Source organism: Bacillus sp. LLTC93, from assembly GCF_002993125.1.
GTDB lineage: Bacteria > Bacillota > Bacilli > Bacillales > Bacillaceae > Bacillus > Bacillus zhangzhouensis.
Map to the genome: position 1 here is coordinate 589,180 of NZ_PVME01000001.1, position 15,416 is coordinate 604,595.

General features: G+C 42.0%; 16 protein-coding genes. 1 reads left to right on the top strand and 15 read right to left on the bottom strand.

What is annotated here, in order from left to right:
• Positions 1-13: 13 nt before the first annotated feature.
• From C6W18_RS03185 to rpsU, 8 genes are all read right to left on the bottom strand, one after another.
• Positions 14-973, bottom strand: a complete 960-nt coding sequence (locus C6W18_RS03185; RefSeq protein ID WP_034319485.1) for a PhoH family protein — start codon at positions 971-973, stop codon at positions 14-16.
• Positions 974-976: 3 nt separating this feature from the next.
• Positions 977-2,167: a sporulation protein YqfD gene (gene yqfD, locus C6W18_RS03190; RefSeq protein ID WP_105925901.1), complete on the bottom strand. Its 1,191-nt coding sequence runs from the start codon at positions 2,165-2,167 to the stop codon at positions 977-979.
• 18 nt (positions 2,168-2,185) lie between these two features.
• Positions 2,186-2,467, bottom strand: a complete 282-nt coding sequence (gene yqfC, locus C6W18_RS03195; protein ID WP_012010618.1) for a sporulation protein YqfC — start codon at positions 2,465-2,467, stop codon at positions 2,186-2,188.
• A 204-nt stretch (positions 2,468-2,671) separates the two neighbouring features.
• Positions 2,672-3,172, bottom strand: coding sequence for a hypothetical protein (locus C6W18_RS03200; protein ID WP_034319482.1), 501 nt, complete (start codon positions 3,170-3,172; stop codon positions 2,672-2,674).
• Between the two features lie 31 nt (positions 3,173-3,203).
• Entirely contained in the window at positions 3,204-4,196 is a 993-nt protein-coding gene (gene floA / locus C6W18_RS03205) for a flotillin-like protein FloA (RefSeq protein WP_008356247.1), read from the bottom strand.
• 27 nt (positions 4,197-4,223) lie between these two features.
• Positions 4,224-5,537 carry an NfeD family protein gene (locus C6W18_RS03210; RefSeq protein ID WP_105925903.1) on the bottom strand — a complete coding sequence of 438 codons (1,314 nt, stop codon included), beginning with the start codon at positions 5,535-5,537 and terminating at the stop codon, positions 4,224-4,226.
• Between the two features lie 141 nt (positions 5,538-5,678).
• Positions 5,679-6,128 carry a GatB/YqeY domain-containing protein gene (locus C6W18_RS03215; protein ID WP_034319476.1) on the bottom strand — a complete coding sequence of 150 codons (450 nt, stop codon included), beginning with the start codon at positions 6,126-6,128 and terminating at the stop codon, positions 5,679-5,681.
• A gap of 14 nt (positions 6,129-6,142) precedes the next feature.
• The gene (rpsU, locus tag C6W18_RS03220) at positions 6,143-6,316 is read right to left on the bottom strand and encodes a 30S ribosomal protein S21 (RefSeq protein ID WP_003152957.1); all 174 of its coding nucleotides are present in this window, start codon (positions 6,314-6,316) and stop codon (positions 6,143-6,145) included.
• 183 nt (positions 6,317-6,499) lie between these two features.
• On the opposite strand from rpsU, the gene C6W18_RS03225 reads away from it, so the two are divergent.
• Positions 6,500-7,429: a Na/Pi symporter gene (locus C6W18_RS03225; RefSeq protein WP_105925904.1), complete on the top strand. Its 930-nt coding sequence runs from the start codon at positions 6,500-6,502 to the stop codon at positions 7,427-7,429.
• Positions 7,430-7,470: 41 nt separating this feature from the next.
• Here C6W18_RS03225 and mtaB read toward each other — a convergent pair whose 3' ends face one another.
• The 7 genes from mtaB to hrcA all read right to left on the bottom strand — a co-directional run bounded on the left by mtaB (position 7,471) and on the right by hrcA (position 15,401).
• On the bottom strand, positions 7,471-8,829 hold the full coding sequence (mtaB, locus tag C6W18_RS03230; protein ID WP_105925905.1) for a tRNA (N(6)-L-threonylcarbamoyladenosine(37)-C(2))-methylthiotransferase MtaB: 1,359 nt from the start codon (positions 8,827-8,829) through the stop codon (positions 7,471-7,473).
• Positions 8,829-9,599 carry a 16S rRNA (uracil(1498)-N(3))-methyltransferase gene (locus C6W18_RS03235; RefSeq protein ID WP_105925907.1) on the bottom strand — a complete coding sequence of 257 codons (771 nt, stop codon included), beginning with the start codon at positions 9,597-9,599 and terminating at the stop codon, positions 8,829-8,831. Before C6W18_RS03235 ends, mtaB begins: the two co-directional genes overlap by 1 nt.
• Before the next feature lie 23 nt (positions 9,600-9,622).
• Complete coding sequence (prmA, locus tag C6W18_RS03240; RefSeq protein ID WP_105925909.1) at positions 9,623-10,558, bottom strand: 50S ribosomal protein L11 methyltransferase; 936 nt, start codon at positions 10,556-10,558, stop codon at positions 9,623-9,625.
• 22 nt (positions 10,559-10,580) lie between these two features.
• Positions 10,581-11,714, bottom strand: coding sequence for a molecular chaperone DnaJ (gene dnaJ / locus C6W18_RS03245; RefSeq protein ID WP_034319463.1), 1,134 nt, complete (start codon positions 11,712-11,714; stop codon positions 10,581-10,583).
• Positions 11,715-11,879: 165 nt separating this feature from the next.
• The gene (gene dnaK / locus C6W18_RS03250) at positions 11,880-13,718 is read right to left on the bottom strand and encodes a molecular chaperone DnaK (RefSeq protein WP_034319460.1); all 1,839 of its coding nucleotides are present in this window, start codon (positions 13,716-13,718) and stop codon (positions 11,880-11,882) included.
• 29 nt (positions 13,719-13,747) lie between these two features.
• A complete protein-coding gene (grpE, locus tag C6W18_RS03255) occupies positions 13,748-14,305 on the bottom strand; it encodes a nucleotide exchange factor GrpE (protein WP_105925911.1) in 558 nt (185 codons plus the stop codon).
• Positions 14,306-14,369: 64 nt separating this feature from the next.
• Positions 14,370-15,401 (bottom strand): heat-inducible transcriptional repressor HrcA, encoded by a 1,032-nt coding sequence (gene hrcA, locus C6W18_RS03260; RefSeq protein WP_034319455.1) that lies wholly within the window; start codon positions 15,399-15,401, stop codon positions 14,370-14,372.
• Positions 15,402-15,416 lie beyond the last annotated feature (15 nt).

Sequence of the window (15,416 nt, forward strand, 5' to 3'; positions counted from 1 at the left end):
CGGGTCACTCAGTTCATTTTTGCTTTTCGTATGCTCCAATGATCTTCGCCACAAGCGGGTGTCTGACCACATCTGTCTGGTCTAATTCAATGAATGAGATGCCCTTGATCTCTGCAAGCATGTCCTTTGCAGCCGCAAGGCCTGACTGCATGCCCTTTGGCAGATCAATTTGTGTAATATCTCCTGTAATGACCATTTTAGAGCCAAACCCTAGTCTCGTCAAAAACATTTTCATTTGGGCTGGCGTTGTATTTTGCGCTTCATCTAAAATAACAAATGCATCATCGAGCGTCCGCCCTCTCATATAAGCGAGAGGCGCTATTTCAATGACACCGCGCTCAATTAAACGTTCCGTATGATCACTGCCAAGCACATCATGCAAGGCATCATATAGTGGTCTTAAATAAGGATCTACTTTTTCCTTTAGATCGCCTGGCAAAAAGCCAAGACTCTCTCCTGCTTCAACGGCTGGTCTTGTCAGGATAATCCGTTTCACATGTCCATTTTTCAGTGCATGTACCGCGTTAACGACTGCCAAATACGTTTTACCTGTACCAGCAGGCCCAATCCCAAAGACGAGATCATCTTTTTTCATTGCCGCAGCATATTCACGCTGGCCGATCGTTTTCACCCTGATCGACTTTCCTTTGGCATTTTTCGTAATTTCATCTTCATACATATTCTCAAAATAATTCAGCTTGTTTTTTTGCGCCATTTTAATCGCATAGACGACATCCCTTTCAGAAATCTCGATTCCTTTACGGATGAGATGTAAGAGAGATGTAATCAACTGGCTCACTGTATCTCTTGATGCTTCCTGACCGGAAACATACACTTTCTCTCCACGTGTAATAATGGAGACATTCAGCTCGTTTTCCATCAGTTTCAGATAAGCATCTTGATTGCCAAATAAAGCGATGGCTTCGTTTGGGCTATCCAATTTTTGTTGAATCTCAAGTAAATGTTCTGTCATTCTCTAGTCTCCCTGAACAATAGGTGTTGGTTGAACAATATCTTCTATTACTTGGTAAAGGATGATTAACTTAACTTTACCATTCCCTGTTGTCTCGTGCAAAACTTTTTCACTTTTCACCTCTCCTGTTTGACCTAGCTTCTCTTCTAATTCTTTTTTACCCATTTTAATCCCTGCTTGAACTGCTTCTTTATTTGTGTATTCTCGATTGATTTTTTCACTTTCGCGTGTGATTTCCTTTTCATAGGAGAATGGGAGCTGAAAGTTTAAGAACTGAAGTGGATGTACTTCTGTTTCTGTTTTTGGCTGCTCAAAATCATCTTCTTTAAAGGAAAATCCCCAAAATGGCAATGAACCTCCAAATGCGGAGAGCTTGTGCTTTGTCTTCATTTTACCCGTAAAGACGTCAAAAGATGTTCGAAGAGGGACAGAAACTTCAGAACGATACCATGTTTCACCATAGATTTTCGCTTTGGCTCCTACCGTTTTTTGTTGATCTTCGCTGCCAATTAGTCCAGAAACGAGCATCTGCCCTTTTTTCACATGTTCATCGACCGCGGCTAGCGGCTCCCCTTTTTCTACATACATCCTCGTGATGACGGCCTTTTTCTTAGCAACAATGTGCTGCGGACTTGTATATTTCTCTTTTTCAGGCTCATTTTTTTCAACGACTTTCATTTGAAATGTCGTACCGTTTAATTCAACGCCGACCCATGTAATGCTTTTAATATTGGTTGTCAGGGACTTTTGAATTTTTTCAGGTGTTCCCATTAGAAATTGAAACCGGCCTTTTTGTACACCAATGTCGTCTAAATGCTTTCTCATTTGATGCTCTGTCTCTGGATTCGCTCCTGTGATATCTATTTTCCACACCATATTTGAAAGGGCCAATATCGTCACCAGAAAGAAAACAATCCCAAGGGTGAACCCAATATTCCTCCTTGACCACATGAGAAGAAACGGAAGACCCTTCCTTTGATGAAATGAACATTTCACCTCATGATGTCTGCGCAATTTTCTAAAGGCATGTACATCTGATAAGCGAATAAATAAGCGCACGCTGTCTTGACGGCGGCTCACTTGAAAAATTGTGATCCCCTGTCTCGTGCACTCATTCATGAGCCGCTCAATCCCGTTTCCTTTGATCTCCACTTCCACTTTGCCAATAAAATAGGCGAACCATTTATTCTTCACGCTTCTCCCCTCCGTCAGTTAAGAATCAATATAACGGACCTCATCGATTTTCCCTTCTAATAAGATCTCTTCTGGCAAAATCGTTTTAATCACAAAATCTTTCCCTGAAATAATGCATTGTCCTTGTTTGAGCATAAGCCTTACCTCTTGATCACTGAAAAGTAAAAGTCCTTTATGGTTCTCTATGTAAATGTGGAGTCTGCCAACCATCGTAATACGGGGAAGATCCATCATCACGTCTGGAGGGATTTCAAGTGTTCTTGTCAGCCATGCTTTAAGTCGATTTTTTCTTTTGCCCATTCAATAAGAACCCCTTCCCACCTCATGTGTATGAGATCAAACTGAAAGATGGTGAGACTGATGAGAAAGCCTCTATATCATCCTATTCCTCAGCGGTTCATATCATGCTAATGAATCCCGTAAAACAGCCCGTTCATTATTTTGCTTATGAAAAATTGCCATCAGACCACAAAAAAGCCCCCTTAGTAAAGGAGGCTTTCTTCGTTATCTTTTATACGGCCGTTTCATCGTTCGATGCGGCTTTTTAGCACGCGGCTCTCCAAATACTTCTCCAAGGATCATGCCTTGAACAACCGTATCTTGGTTGAGCTTCTCAATGATTTTTGGCTTCACTTCAGCAGATGCTGATTTTGGCCTTGTGAGCTGCCTTTCAAGCGATTGGAACTCTCTACTCAGCTCGCTTTTTCTTTCTTCCATTTCAGCAAGTGTATCCGTATAGCGATCTTGTAAGGACTGTGATGTTTTTTTCTTCATCCCGCCATGATCATGTACATCGCCAAAATCGTCTAGCTGGTCCGCCGCGACTGGGTCTGGACTTTTTTGTTTTGTTTGCTGCTTTTGAGGCATTGGCTTACGCTGAGGAGCCGGCTTGTTTTGCTGGTTCTTTTGTTCATTCTCCTCTTGTTTGCCGATTTTCCCAAAGATAGCAGAGATGATACCGATGATAATCGCAATTAGTAGCGGATTTTCAAATAGAATGTCCATTGGGCTCCCTCCTTAAAGCGTGAGAGGATGCTTATTTGTTTTCATTATCAGATGGACCTTTTGTCATTTTACCAAAAGAATCTCTCATATCCGTATCAGCATCGATATTTTTAATGTTCATGTAGTCCATGACTCCAATATTGCCTTCTCGTAGTGCTTCAGCCATTGCAAGTGGTACTTCAGCCTCTGCTTCTACTACTTTCGCGCGCATTTCTTCAACTCTCGCACGCATTTCTTGTTCTTGTGCAACAGCCATTGCGCGGCGTTCTTCCGCTTTAGCCTGTGCAATGTTTTTGTCTGCTTCTGCTTGGTCTGTTTGTAGAATAGCTCCAATGTTCTTACCGATATCAACATCTGCGATATCAATCGAGAGGATTTCAAACGCCGTACCTGAATCTAATCCTTTACCAAGAACCGTTTGAGAAATCATATCAGGATTTTCTAGAACCTTTTTATGATTATCTGATGAACCGATTGTAGAGACAATCCCTTCACCTACACGAGCAATGATTGTTTCTTCTCCTGCACCACCGACAAGTCGGTCGATGTTTGCACGAACTGTGATACGTGCTTTTGCTTTTACTTCAATCCCGTCCATCGCAACACCAGAGATAAATGGTGTTTCAATCACTTTAGGGTTAACACTCATTTGTACCGCTTCGAGTACATCACGGCCTGCTAGGTCGATCGCTGCACAACGTGCAAAGTTCAATTCGATATTCGCACGTTGAGCTGCAATCAGTGCGTTTATCACGCGGTCAACGTTACCACCTGCAAGGTAGTGGCTTTCTAATTGGTTAATCGTCGCATCAAGACCTGCTTTATGCGCTTTAATGAGCGGGTTGACCACTCGGTTTGGTATCACTCGGCGAAGTCTCATTCCTACAAGTGTAAAAATGCTCACTCTTACGCCAGCCGCTAGGGCTGAAATCCACAGCATCACCGGTACAAAGGTGAAGAAGATCGATAGAACGATCAAACCTGCTGCGATAATCACAAATAATAGTAAAGTAGATGGATCCATTTTATTCCTCCTATAAATTCAGTATATCTATACTTTCCTCACGACAATGCGTGAGCCTTCCGCTTTGACAATTTTTACTTGTTCATCCTTGTCGATAAATGCACCTTCTGATACAACATCAATGCGCTCATCTCCGAGTACAATCGTACCGGATGGACGAAGTGCTGTTGCTGTTACTGCGATTTGTCCAACAAGATCCTCTCTTGTTTCATTTGAGACATAACCACTTTCTTTATTGGTTGAATCGGTTAAAATGAACTTTTTAAAAAATTTCATACGTTTCCCCAACACCTTTGTCAATAAAATAACTGCTATGATTGAAACAGCAGTGGCAATCAAGATGGAAATCGCCATTTCTGTAAAGCTTCCAGCTGCTAAAAATAAGCTGACAACGACACAGATTAATCCAATGACACCTACGATTCCCCCTGGCAAAAACAATTCCAGAATAATGAGTGCAATCCCTGCTAAAAACAGGAACAACGTCTCATATCCTGCAAAACCCGCCACGAGATGACCATAAAAGAATAGAAGAAGCGCTGTGACTCCCATGGTGCCTGGGACCCCAAAGCCGGGAGAATATAACTCAACAATTAACCCTAAGCTTGCGATGGATAAAAGGATTGGAATGACGATTGGGTGCGTGAGAAAGCGCGCAACCTTTTCAGCAAAGCTCACTTCATCGTATTGAACAGAAGTGTCTGCTAAGTTCAGCTTCTGAAGCAAGTCATCCATATTTTTCGCTTCCCCTTCTGCATAACCGAATTGAAGCGCACGGTCTGTATTGAAGGTGAGCAATTCTCCTTTTGGTGCACCGGCTTCTTTTGCATCTATATCTACATCTGCCATCGCAAGAGCATACTTTGGATCACGCCCCTGCTTTTCGGCAGCATCACTCATTTCAGCAAGCCATAGAGATTCAGATTTTTGATCGGCAGCATTGCCTTCTCCATCAATGATCGCAGCGGCCCCCATCTTTCCGTTCGGGGTCATATAAATTTGATCAGCATTTAATGCAAGGAAGGCCCCGGCTGAAAGCGCTCTATGATGAACAAACGCTGTCACAGGGATATCAGACGCACGAATGGTATCTGCGATCTCAAGCGCCGCATCAACTGCACCACCTGGTGTATTAATATCGAGAATAATATGCTTCGCCCGTTCCGACTTTGCTTGCTCAAATGATCGTTCAACGAATTTAGAAAGTCCCTTTTCTACTGTATCTTCAATTGGGATGACATGAACTTTCTGATCTGCTGATTTCGCGGTCAATTGAACCCCTAATAACAAGCATATTATAAAACAACTGAAGAGAGCAATAGAAATTTTTATTTTTTTCATCTATTTGGTGATCCCTCCTCCCTTTCTTTTATTTTACCGTTCCTTTACATACGTTACAAATGTATCATAGGTTTCATTTTTATATGACAGATTTATGGTGGTACAAAAAAAGTACCCTTCTAACAATAGAAGGATACTTTTTTATTGAGACAGCTGCTCGCTGACAAGTCTGTTAATGACAGCTCCATCAGCTTTACCTTTTACTTTTGGCATAATAGCGCTCATCACTTTACCCATATCAGCCTTCGATGAAGCACCTGTTTCAGCAATCGTTTGTTGCACGACGCTTTTCAGTTCTTCTTCAGAAAGTTGCTCAGGTAAATAAACGTCTAAAATGTCAATCTCTTTTTGAACTTTATCTACTAAATCTAAGCGATTAGCTTTCGAAAATTCATGGAGGGAGTCTTTACGTTGCTTAATCTCACGAGAAAGAACGGTTAGTTCCTCATCGCCGGTCAAACTGTCTTTCTTAAGCTTAATTGCTTCATTTTGTAGTGAAGCCTTTACCATTCGAATGACAACAAGCTTGTCTTTCTCACGGTTTTTCATCATCAGCTTCATATCAGAATTTAATTGCTCAAGAAGACTCATAAATCCACCCTCTTTTAAAATTTACGTTTTCTAGCAGCTTCGGACTTTTTCTTGCGCTTTACGCTAGGCTTTTCATAAAATTCACGCTTTCTTGCTTCTTGCAATGTTCCAGTTTTGGATACACTGCGTTTAAAGCGACGAAGAGCATCTTCAAGCGATTCGTTTTTTCTAACGACCGTTTTTGACATTCTCTTTCCCTCCCTCCGAATACACCAATCGACTGCATTTAAAAAAAAGATATACATGCAAACATGTACCTAGACATTATAATATAAGCCTAGTGCGAGGTCAACTAAGTGATTTGGAAATATATTTTCGTCATGAGCAGGTAGACAAGTCCATATATTCATTGGTAAGAGGAGGACTTTTCTATGATGGCGATCATTTATTTTTGTGCACTTATTTTCATTTTTTTATGGTCCATGGGTTTGCTAAGAAAAGGATTAATGGCGCTGACGTCATCTCGTATTGAGAAATCGCTTCTTCTCTTTACAGATCACCCGGTGAAAGCATTCTTGGTCAGTATTGTGTTTACAGGCGTGCTTCAAAGCAGTTCGGCGTTTATGGTCATTGTCATCGGCTTTGTGAGTACAGGCATCCTGACTTTCAAAAAATCAATTCCAATGATCCTTGGGACCAATATCGGGTCCACGTTCACGACAGAATTTATTGCGATTAAAATGGACGTGTTCATGTGGGTTTTAATTGCTACTGGTCTTGTATGTATCATTTTTGGTCAAAGGTCCTTCAAACATGCAGGAAAGAGTCTATTTGGGCTTGGGATGATCTTTTTTTGCATTCAAGGCTTTTCAAAAATTGCGGGGATGATGACAAGCCAGCAAGAGACACTGCGTTTTCTTGAAATGATGCAGCACTCTGATTGGACAGCTCTTCTCTCTGGTACGGTTTTTACGGCTATTGTTCATTCGAGCTCTGTATGTATCGGCATTTTGATGGGGTTTATGAATCAAGGAAGTGTGGCACTGCAAGAAGGCATCAGCTTTGTTTTAGGGTCCAATATCGGGACATGTATTACCGCTGTGATGGCTGCAATATCTGGCGGTTATGCAGCACGTCAAACTGCTTACGCACACGTCGTGTTTAATGTTCTCGGGGTTCTTTTATGCCTCCCTTTTCTCGCCCTGATCACGGAGTTCGTCGCACTTCTGGCGAGCTCTCCTGCCCAGCAGATTGCGCATTTCAGTCTGCTGTTTAATGTCGCAAGCTCTCTACTCTTCTTCCCTTTCATTCGTCCTTTTCACGCCTTGATCTTATTTCTTTTACCGAATCAGTCGACATAAAAGAAACCGGCTTGCTCTATGGCAACCGGTTTTTTTATCTCTTATGAGGTCATTCTCACTTTGTCTGTTTGCACGTCATCGCTGATACGGACAAATTGTCCTTCGTTATAAGGATAGCCCGCTTTTGTTATTTTCACTTTCACCAAACGGCCGATCATGTCCTCTGTACCTTCAAATACAACCTTCATATAGTTATCGGTATAACCTACATAGAGATTGTGCTGTCCGTCTTGTTCTTTAAAGGATTCTTCTGGAATAATCTCTAGTACTTCCCCTTCATATGCTGATGCATATTCTTTTGCAAGCTGGTCAGAAAGAGCGATCAAGCGGTGAACGCGTTCGTTTTTCACATGTTCATCCACTTGATCTTCCATTCTTGCAGCCGGAGTACCTGTACGTTTGCTGTAAGGGAATACGTGGAGCTCAGAGAATTGATGGTCTTTGACAAAATTGTACGTTTCCATAAATTCTTCTTCTGTTTCCCCAGGGAATCCAACAATCACATCAGAGGTCACAGCCAGGCCTGGCAATGCTTTTTTCAGCTTTGTTAAACGCTCTGCAAAGAATTCCATCGTATATTTACGGCGCATTCTTTTCAGCACAGTGTTAGAGCCAGATTGAAGCGGAATGTGTAGGTGTCTGACAATTTTATCTGACTGATCCAGCACTTCAATCACTTCGTCTGTAATTTGACTTGCCTCAATTGATGAAATGCGGATTCGTTTTAAGCCGTTGACACGTTCATCTAATTCTTTCAAAAGCTTAGCAAAGTTATAATCCTTTAGGTCTTCTCCGTATCCGCCTGTGTGAATACCTGTTAACACAATTTCTTTATAGCCGGCATCAACAAGCTGCTGCGCTTGATTGATAACCTCTTCAGGATCACGAGAACGAAGAAGTCCGCGAGCCCACGGAATGATGCAGAATGTACAGAAATTGTTACAGCCTTCTTGGATTTTTAATGAAGCACGCGTTCTGTCTGTAAAGGCTGGAACATCAAGCTCTTCGAACACCCGCGCTTTCATGATATTGCCAACTCCGTTAATCGGCTGTCTTTCTCTGCGGTATTCTTCAATATAACCAAGTAATTTATGTCTGTCTTGTGTTCCAACTACAATATCAACGCCAGGAATCGCCATGATTTCTGCCGGAGACGTTTGCGCATAACAGCCTGTTACACAAATGACACCATCTGGGTTATGACGAATGGCTCTTCTAATGACTTGACGGCTTTTCTTATCGCCTGTATTCGTGACCGTACATGTATTAATCACATATACGTCTGCTTTTGATTCATAATCTTTTCTTTCATAGCCAGCTTCTTTAAACAGCTGCCAGATGGCTTCTGTTTCATAGTGATTGACCTTACAGCCAAGTGTATGGAACGCTACTGTTCCCATCATGATTCACCTCTTAATAACTCTGTTTGATAAGATATAGCAGAAAGCGCGTATAGAGGAGCTGTTTCTGTTCTTAAAATGCGTGGTCCGAGCCCACAAATGACTGCACCAAGCTTTTCAAGTTCTTCAATCTCCTTTTCTGCCAAACCGCCTTCAGGGCCAAAAACCACTAATAAGGTTTGTCCGCCTTTCATCTGTTGAAGCACAGTTTGAAATCGGCTTTGCTCTCCTTCTTTCGATGATTCTTCGTATGCAACGACACATTTATCGAATTCACCAGCCAGTTGAGTCAGCTCTTTAAACGTTGATACTGGATGAACACGGGGAATGATATTCCGATAGGACTGCTCGGCTGCTTCTTTCGCAATTTTCTCCCAGCGCTCACGTTTTTTATGTGACTTTTTTTGGTCAAGTTTTGTAATAGAACGAGCCGCTTGAAACGGGACAAAAGCACTTGCGCCAAGCTCGGTGCCTTTTTGGATAATCAGCTCAAGCTTATCTCCTTTTGGCAGACCACTCGCTATCGTCACGATGATCGGAAGTTCTCTGTTCTGATTCGTCCAGCCTTCAAGGTGGCAAATGACTTCTTCCTTTGTTATTGTATCAATTTTACTGAGCGCTTCAAAGCCGTCTGTCGTTAAGCAAAGGATTTCCTGCCCTGCTTTCATTCGCATGACATTTGAAAGGTGATGTACATCTTCACCTTTTATGACGATGGCTCCCTTTGCCATCACTTCTTCTTTCGTGAGGTCGATAAAATATCGTTGCATACGTGTCCTGACACCTACTCGCTTTATTTTTTCGCTATAATGCTGACCCAATCTTCCATTGACAGCACTTCAACAATGTCAAATCCCGCTTCTTCTAAAGCCGTTTTGACTTGTAATTTCTTTTGTCCGATGATACCTGATGTAATGAAATAGCCATCTTTCTTCAATAAATCATATGCTTGATCTGTAAAGCGTAAGATGACCTCTGCAAGAATGTTGGCAACGATCACATCATGTTCACCTGAAATACCATCAAGTAGATTGTTTTGTTTCACAGTCACTTGTTCACTAACACCATTTAATTCGATGTTTTGCTTCGCACTTTCAACCGCAACGGTGTCGAGATCAAAGGCCTGAATATCCTTTGCACCAAGCATCGCTGCTGCAACACTTAAAATCCCAGATCCTGTTCCAACATCAATCACCGTATCGCTTTCCTTCACATAGCGCTCAAGCGCCTGAATGCAAAGGACTGTTGTTGGATGCGTACCTGTTCCAAATGCCATTCCAGGGTCCATTTCAATGATCAGTTCATCAGAATGAACAGGTGTATATTCTTCCCACGTTGGAACGATGGTGAATTTTTCAGAGATTTTCACAGGATGATAGTATTTCTTCCATGCGGTTGCCCATTCTTCTTCATTCACTTCACAAATGGACAGCGTATTTCGTCCAAGGTCAATATCGTAAAGAAGAAGATTGTTGATGGCTTCTTTGATCTCATCTACCGTTTCCATCAAAAAGCTATTCATCGGAAGATAGGCTTTCACAATAACCCCTTCATCCGGATAATCATTCGGATCGAGCTGGTAGATCTCACCGTATACATTTTCACGTTCCTTGATTAAATCAAGCGGGTCCTCTATCACGACACCACTTGCACCTGCTTCATGCAAAATATTGGTGACCGGTTCCACCGCTTCATTTGTTGTATGGACGCTAATCTCTGACCACTTCAATACTACCAACTCCTTATCCGTCTTACTCGCCTTTAAATGCGCGTTTTACCTTATCGAAGAAACTCATTTCTTGTTCGTCCGGTTTATTTCCGCTCACTTCAGCAAATTTTCTAATGATATCTTTTTGATTGTCAGTTAAATTCGTCGGTGTGACGACACGTACAACGATGTGCTGATCGCCTTGACCATAGCCGCGTACATTTTTCACACCTTTTCCTTTCAGTCTAAACTTCGTACCAGTTTGAGTGCCTGCAGGAACTTTTAATTTTACTTTTCCGTGTAATGTCGGTACTTCAATTTCGTCACCTAATGCAGCTTGCGCGAAGGTAAGCGGCATTTCGCAGTAAATGTCATCTCCGTCACGTTCGAAGAATTCATGCGCACGCACATGGAACACAACGAATAGATCGCCTGGAGGTCCTCCATTTACACCTGGTTCACCTTGACCAGATACTCTGAGCTGCTGACCATCATCAACACCTGCCGGAATCGTTACATTGATTTTCTTACGCTTACGCACTTTACCAGATCCACCGCATGTTGAGCATTTGTGGTCAATTTGTTTTCCAGTTCCGCTACAGTAGTTACATACTCTGCGGTTAACGACTTTACCAAATGGGGTTGATTGCTCGACATTTAATTGGCCAGATCCGCCGCAATGTGAACATGTCTTTGCTTGCGTTCCAGGCTTTGCCCCTGATCCATGACATGTTTCACATGATTCCTCGCGAGGGATTTCAATGGTTGCTTCTTTCCCAAATGCCGCTTCTTCAAACGAAAGCGTCATTGTATATTGAAGGTCCGCTCCTTGACGCGGTGCATTTGGATCTCTTCTTCTGGCTCCGCCGCCAAAAATACTAGAGAAGATGTCATCAAAGCCGCCGAAGCCGCCAAAGTCTCCCCCGCCACCAAAACCGCCGCCGCCAAAGCCTTGGTTTGGATCGGTATGACCGAATTGATCATAATGCGAACGTTTTTGATCATCAGAAAGGGTTTCATAGGCTTCTTTTACTTCTTTGAATTTCTCATCTGAGCCAGCTTCTTTATTAATATCAGGGTGATACTTTTTTGAAAGCTTGCGGTATGCCTTTTTGATTTCGTCCTTTGAGGCGCTCTTACCCACGCCAAGCACTTCATAGTAATCACGCTTACTCATCTCTTCACACTCCCGATTTTCTCACATAAATACGATTGTATCATTTTGATTTAACCTTTTTCAATTCCTTTTCATTGTTGAAAAGAAAAAAGTCAAAGCCAAGAGATCCTGACTTTGACTTTCTGACGAGTACGTTTCAGCAGTCTTTTTCAAAAGTAAAGGTGATTATTTTTTCTCTTGATCGTCGTTTACTTCTTCGTATTCTGCATCCACTACATTGTCATCTGCTTTTTGAGCACCTTCAGCGCCTTCTTGCTGAGCCTGTGCTTGTTTAGCAGCTTCTTCATAGAGCTTTGTCGTTAATTCTTGAACGATTGTTTGCAGCTCATCTTTTTTCGCTTTGATGTCTTCAAGCTCGCCTTTTTCAATCGCAGCTTTTAAAGCATCTTTTGCATCATTTGCTTTTTTCACTTGCTCTTCATCGATTTTGCCTTCTAGATCTTTTAGTGTTTTTTCAGTTGTAAACACTAATTGATCTGCTTCATTGCGCACTTCGATTTCTTCTTTTTTCTTTGCATCTGCTTCAGCATTTTCTTCTGCTTCTTTGACCATTTTTTCGATCTCATCATCAGAAAGACCTGAAGAAGATTTGATTGTAATATTTTGTTCTTTTCCAGTACCCATATCTTTCGCACGTACGTTCACAATACCGTTTTTATCGATATCAAAAGATACTTCGATTTGCGGTACGCCGCGTGGTGCTGGCGGGATATCCGTCAATTGGAAACGACCTAATGTTTTGTTATCTGCTGCCATTGGACGCTCACCTTGCAAGACGTGGATGTCTACAGCCGTTTGGTTGTCAGCAGCCGTTGAGAACACTTGAGATTTACTTGTTGGAATTGTAGTATTACGTTCAATCAGCTTCGTGAATACGCCGCCCATTGTTTCAATTCCTAAAGAAAGTGGTGTCACGTCAAGAAGAACAACGTCTTTCACATCTCCTGTGATCACTCCACCTTGAATTGCAGCACCAAGTGCAACAACTTCATCAGGGTTTACGCCTTTATGAGGCTCTTTTCCTGTTTCTTTTTTGATCGCTTCTTGCACTGCAGGAATACGGGTTGATCCACCAACAAGGATGACTTTATCAATCTCGCTAGCAGATAAACCAGCATCTTTAAGTGATTGACGTACAGGTGTCATTGTACGCTCGACAAGCTCAGAAGAAAGTTCTTCGAATTTAGCACGAGTTAACGTTAACTCAAGGTGAAGAGGTCCTGCTTCTCCAGCTGTGATAAATGGCAGTGAAATTTGTGTAGATGATACACCTGAAAGATCTTTTTTCGCTTTTTCAGCAGCATCTTTTAAACGCTGAAGCGCCATTTTATCTTTAGAAAGATCAATGCCATTTTCTTTTTTGAATTCAGCCACTAGGTGATCAATGATGACTTGGTCAAAATCATCTCCACCTAGACGGTTGTCCCCAGCAGTTGAGCGTACTTCAAAGACGCCGTCTCCCAGTTCAAGAACTGACACGTCAAATGTACCGCCGCCAAGGTCGTATACAAGGATCGTTTGATCTTCATCTGTTTTATCTAAACCATACGCAAGTGCAGCTGCTGTTGGTTCGTTGATGATACGTTCTACTTCAAGACCAGCAATTTTACCAGCATCTTTTGTTGCTTGGCGTTCTGCATCGTTGAAGTAAGCAGGAACTGTGATCACAGCTTTTGTTACTTCTTCGCCAAGATAGCTTTCAGCGTAAGATTTAAGGTGTTGAAGAATGATTGCAGAGATTTCCTGCGGTGTATAGTTCTTGCCTTCAACTTCTACTTTATAATCTGTACCCATATGTCTTTTGACAGACATGATTGTGTTCGGGTTTGTAATTGATTGACGTTTTGCTACTTCACCTACTTGGCGCTCTCCGTTTTTAAAAGCGACAACAGATGGTGTTGTACGTGCTCCTTCAGCGTTTGCAATGACTTTTGGCTCGCCGCCTTCAAGTACTGCAACACATGAGTTTGTTGTTCCTAAGTCAATCCCAATGATTTTACTCATATTCGATGACCTCCCATTATGTTATGTAGTTATTGATTTACTTTTACCATTGATGGACGAATGACTCGGTCTTTGAGTTTATAGCCCTTTTGCAATTCTTCTACAACGATATTTGAATCGAAGTTATCATCTTCAACTTGCATGACAGCTTGATGAAGGTTTGGATCGAACTCTTTGCCGACAGCTTCAATTGGTTCAACGCCTTCATTTTTCAACGCTTCTACCAGCTGGCGGTAAACCATTTGCATACCTTCTAACAAACTTTTCGTTTGCTCATTGTCTGGATCAATTCCAAGCGCTCTTTCAAAGTTGTCAAGAGCCGGGAGAAGATCGCTGACAACATGTTGAGAACGATATTTTTGCACGGTCTCCACTTCAGTTCGAGCACGGCGTTTATAGTTTTCAAAATCTGCTTGAACACGCAGAATTTTGTTCTCTCTTTCATCTAGAAGTTGTTGCAATTCATCGATTTTCTCTTGGAAGGCAGATTGTTCATCATGCTTTGCTTCCTCAGTATCTGCTTGAACTGCTTCTTCTTGTGCTTCAACCTCTGCTTCTTGCTCAGGTGTCTGTTTTTCTTCTGACATTGTGTTCACCTCCCTCAAAAGATTCAAGAATGCGAAGGGGCTGTGCCCCCCGCTTTTCATCACCCTACTCATCATACAAATTGGAAAGTGCGTTTGACAAGTCTTTTGATACATGATGCAAGAGACTGACGACACGGCCGTAATCCATGCGGGTTGGACCGATGACAGCAATGGAGCCGAGAGATTTTTGATCAATCGAATAGGTCGCTGTGATTAAGCTGCAATTTTCCATTGCTTCCAAATTGTTTTCTGAGCCAATTTTAATGGTGATTCCTTGCTGATTTGGATGAAACAGCTGCATGACATCATTCTTTTGCTCAATGAGCATCATCAGTGAACGAATGCGGTCAATGTCATGAAACTCCGGCTGATTCAACATATTAATCTTCCCGCCAAAGAAAAGTTTTGATTCGTTTTGTGTCGATGTAAATGTGTTGCCTAGCGCATCTAAAATATGATCATAATCCTTTAAATGCATGCGAAGCAGCATGACAACTTCTTTGTACATCCTGTCCTTCAGCTGATCCATCGGGACTCCTGCTAGGCGGCTGTTTAAAATATTCATCAGCTTCTCAATATCAGAGACATCGAGATGCTCAGAGAAGGTAATGGTTTTGTTTTCAACATGGCCGCTGTCTGTAATCATGATCGCCACTGCTTTGTTTGGCTGAACAGGGACAAGCTGAATTTGCTTTAATCGATTTTCACTTAGCTTTGGACCCAGCACAATCGATGTATAGTTTGTGAGATCTGATAAAATTTCCGCCGATTTTTGAACTGTTTTTTCCAGCTCAAAAATTTTCTCCTGAAAAGCTGACTGGATGAACACAAGCTCTTTAGATGACAGTTTTCGCGGAGAGAGCAAATGATCTACATAATAACGATATCCTTTTTCGGAAGGAATTCTTCCTGATGAAGAATGGGTCTTTTCAATAAAACCAAGTTCCTCCAAATCAGCCATTTCGTTTCTAATCGTCGCAGAGCTGAATGTGATGTCTTCTTTTTTAGAAAGAGTCCTTGATCCAACTGGCTGCGCCGAACGAATAAAGTCATTAATGATGACTTGCAGAATCAAAAGCTGACGATTTGTTAACATCATCATCACCCCTGT

Excerpts from the sequence above, each read along its gene's own strand:
- C6W18_RS03200 (WP_034319482.1), bottom strand. The coding sequence starts at position 3,172 with ATGGACATTCTATTTGAAAATCCGCTACTAATTGCGATTATCATCGGT.
- dnaJ (WP_034319463.1), bottom strand. The coding sequence starts at position 11,714 with ATGAGTAAGCGTGATTACTATGAAGTGCTTGGCGTGGGTAAGAGCGCC.
- dnaK (WP_034319460.1), bottom strand. The coding sequence starts at position 13,718 with ATGAGTAAAATCATTGGGATTGACTTAGGAACAACAAACTCATGTGTT.
- floA (WP_008356247.1), bottom strand. The coding sequence starts at position 4,196 with ATGGATCCATCTACTTTACTATTATTTGTGATTATCGCAGCAGGTTTG.
- C6W18_RS03225 (WP_105925904.1), top strand. The coding sequence starts at position 6,500 with ATGATGGCGATCATTTATTTTTGTGCACTTATTTTCATTTTTTTATGG.
- grpE (WP_105925911.1), bottom strand. The coding sequence starts at position 14,305 with ATGTCAGAAGAAAAACAGACACCTGAGCAAGAAGCAGAGGTTGAAGCA.
- C6W18_RS03210 (WP_105925903.1), bottom strand. The coding sequence starts at position 5,537 with ATGAAAAAAATAAAAATTTCTATTGCTCTCTTCAGTTGTTTTATAATA.
- C6W18_RS03215 (WP_034319476.1), bottom strand. The coding sequence starts at position 6,128 with ATGAGTCTTCTTGAGCAATTAAATTCTGATATGAAGCTGATGATGAAA.
- yqfC (WP_012010618.1), bottom strand. The coding sequence starts at position 2,467 with ATGGGCAAAAGAAAAAATCGACTTAAAGCATGGCTGACAAGAACACTT.
- mtaB (WP_105925905.1), bottom strand. The coding sequence starts at position 8,829 with ATGGGAACAGTAGCGTTCCATACACTTGGCTGTAAGGTCAATCACTAT.
- rpsU (WP_003152957.1), bottom strand. The coding sequence starts at position 6,316 with ATGTCAAAAACGGTCGTTAGAAAAAACGAATCGCTTGAAGATGCTCTT.
- C6W18_RS03235 (WP_105925907.1), bottom strand. The coding sequence starts at position 9,599 with ATGCAACGATATTTTATCGACCTCACGAAAGAAGAAGTGATGGCAAAG.
- hrcA (WP_034319455.1), bottom strand. The coding sequence starts at position 15,401 with ATGTTAACAAATCGTCAGCTTTTGATTCTGCAAGTCATCATTAATGAC.
- C6W18_RS03185 (WP_034319485.1), bottom strand. The coding sequence starts at position 973 with ATGACAGAACATTTACTTGAGATTCAACAAAAATTGGATAGCCCAAAC.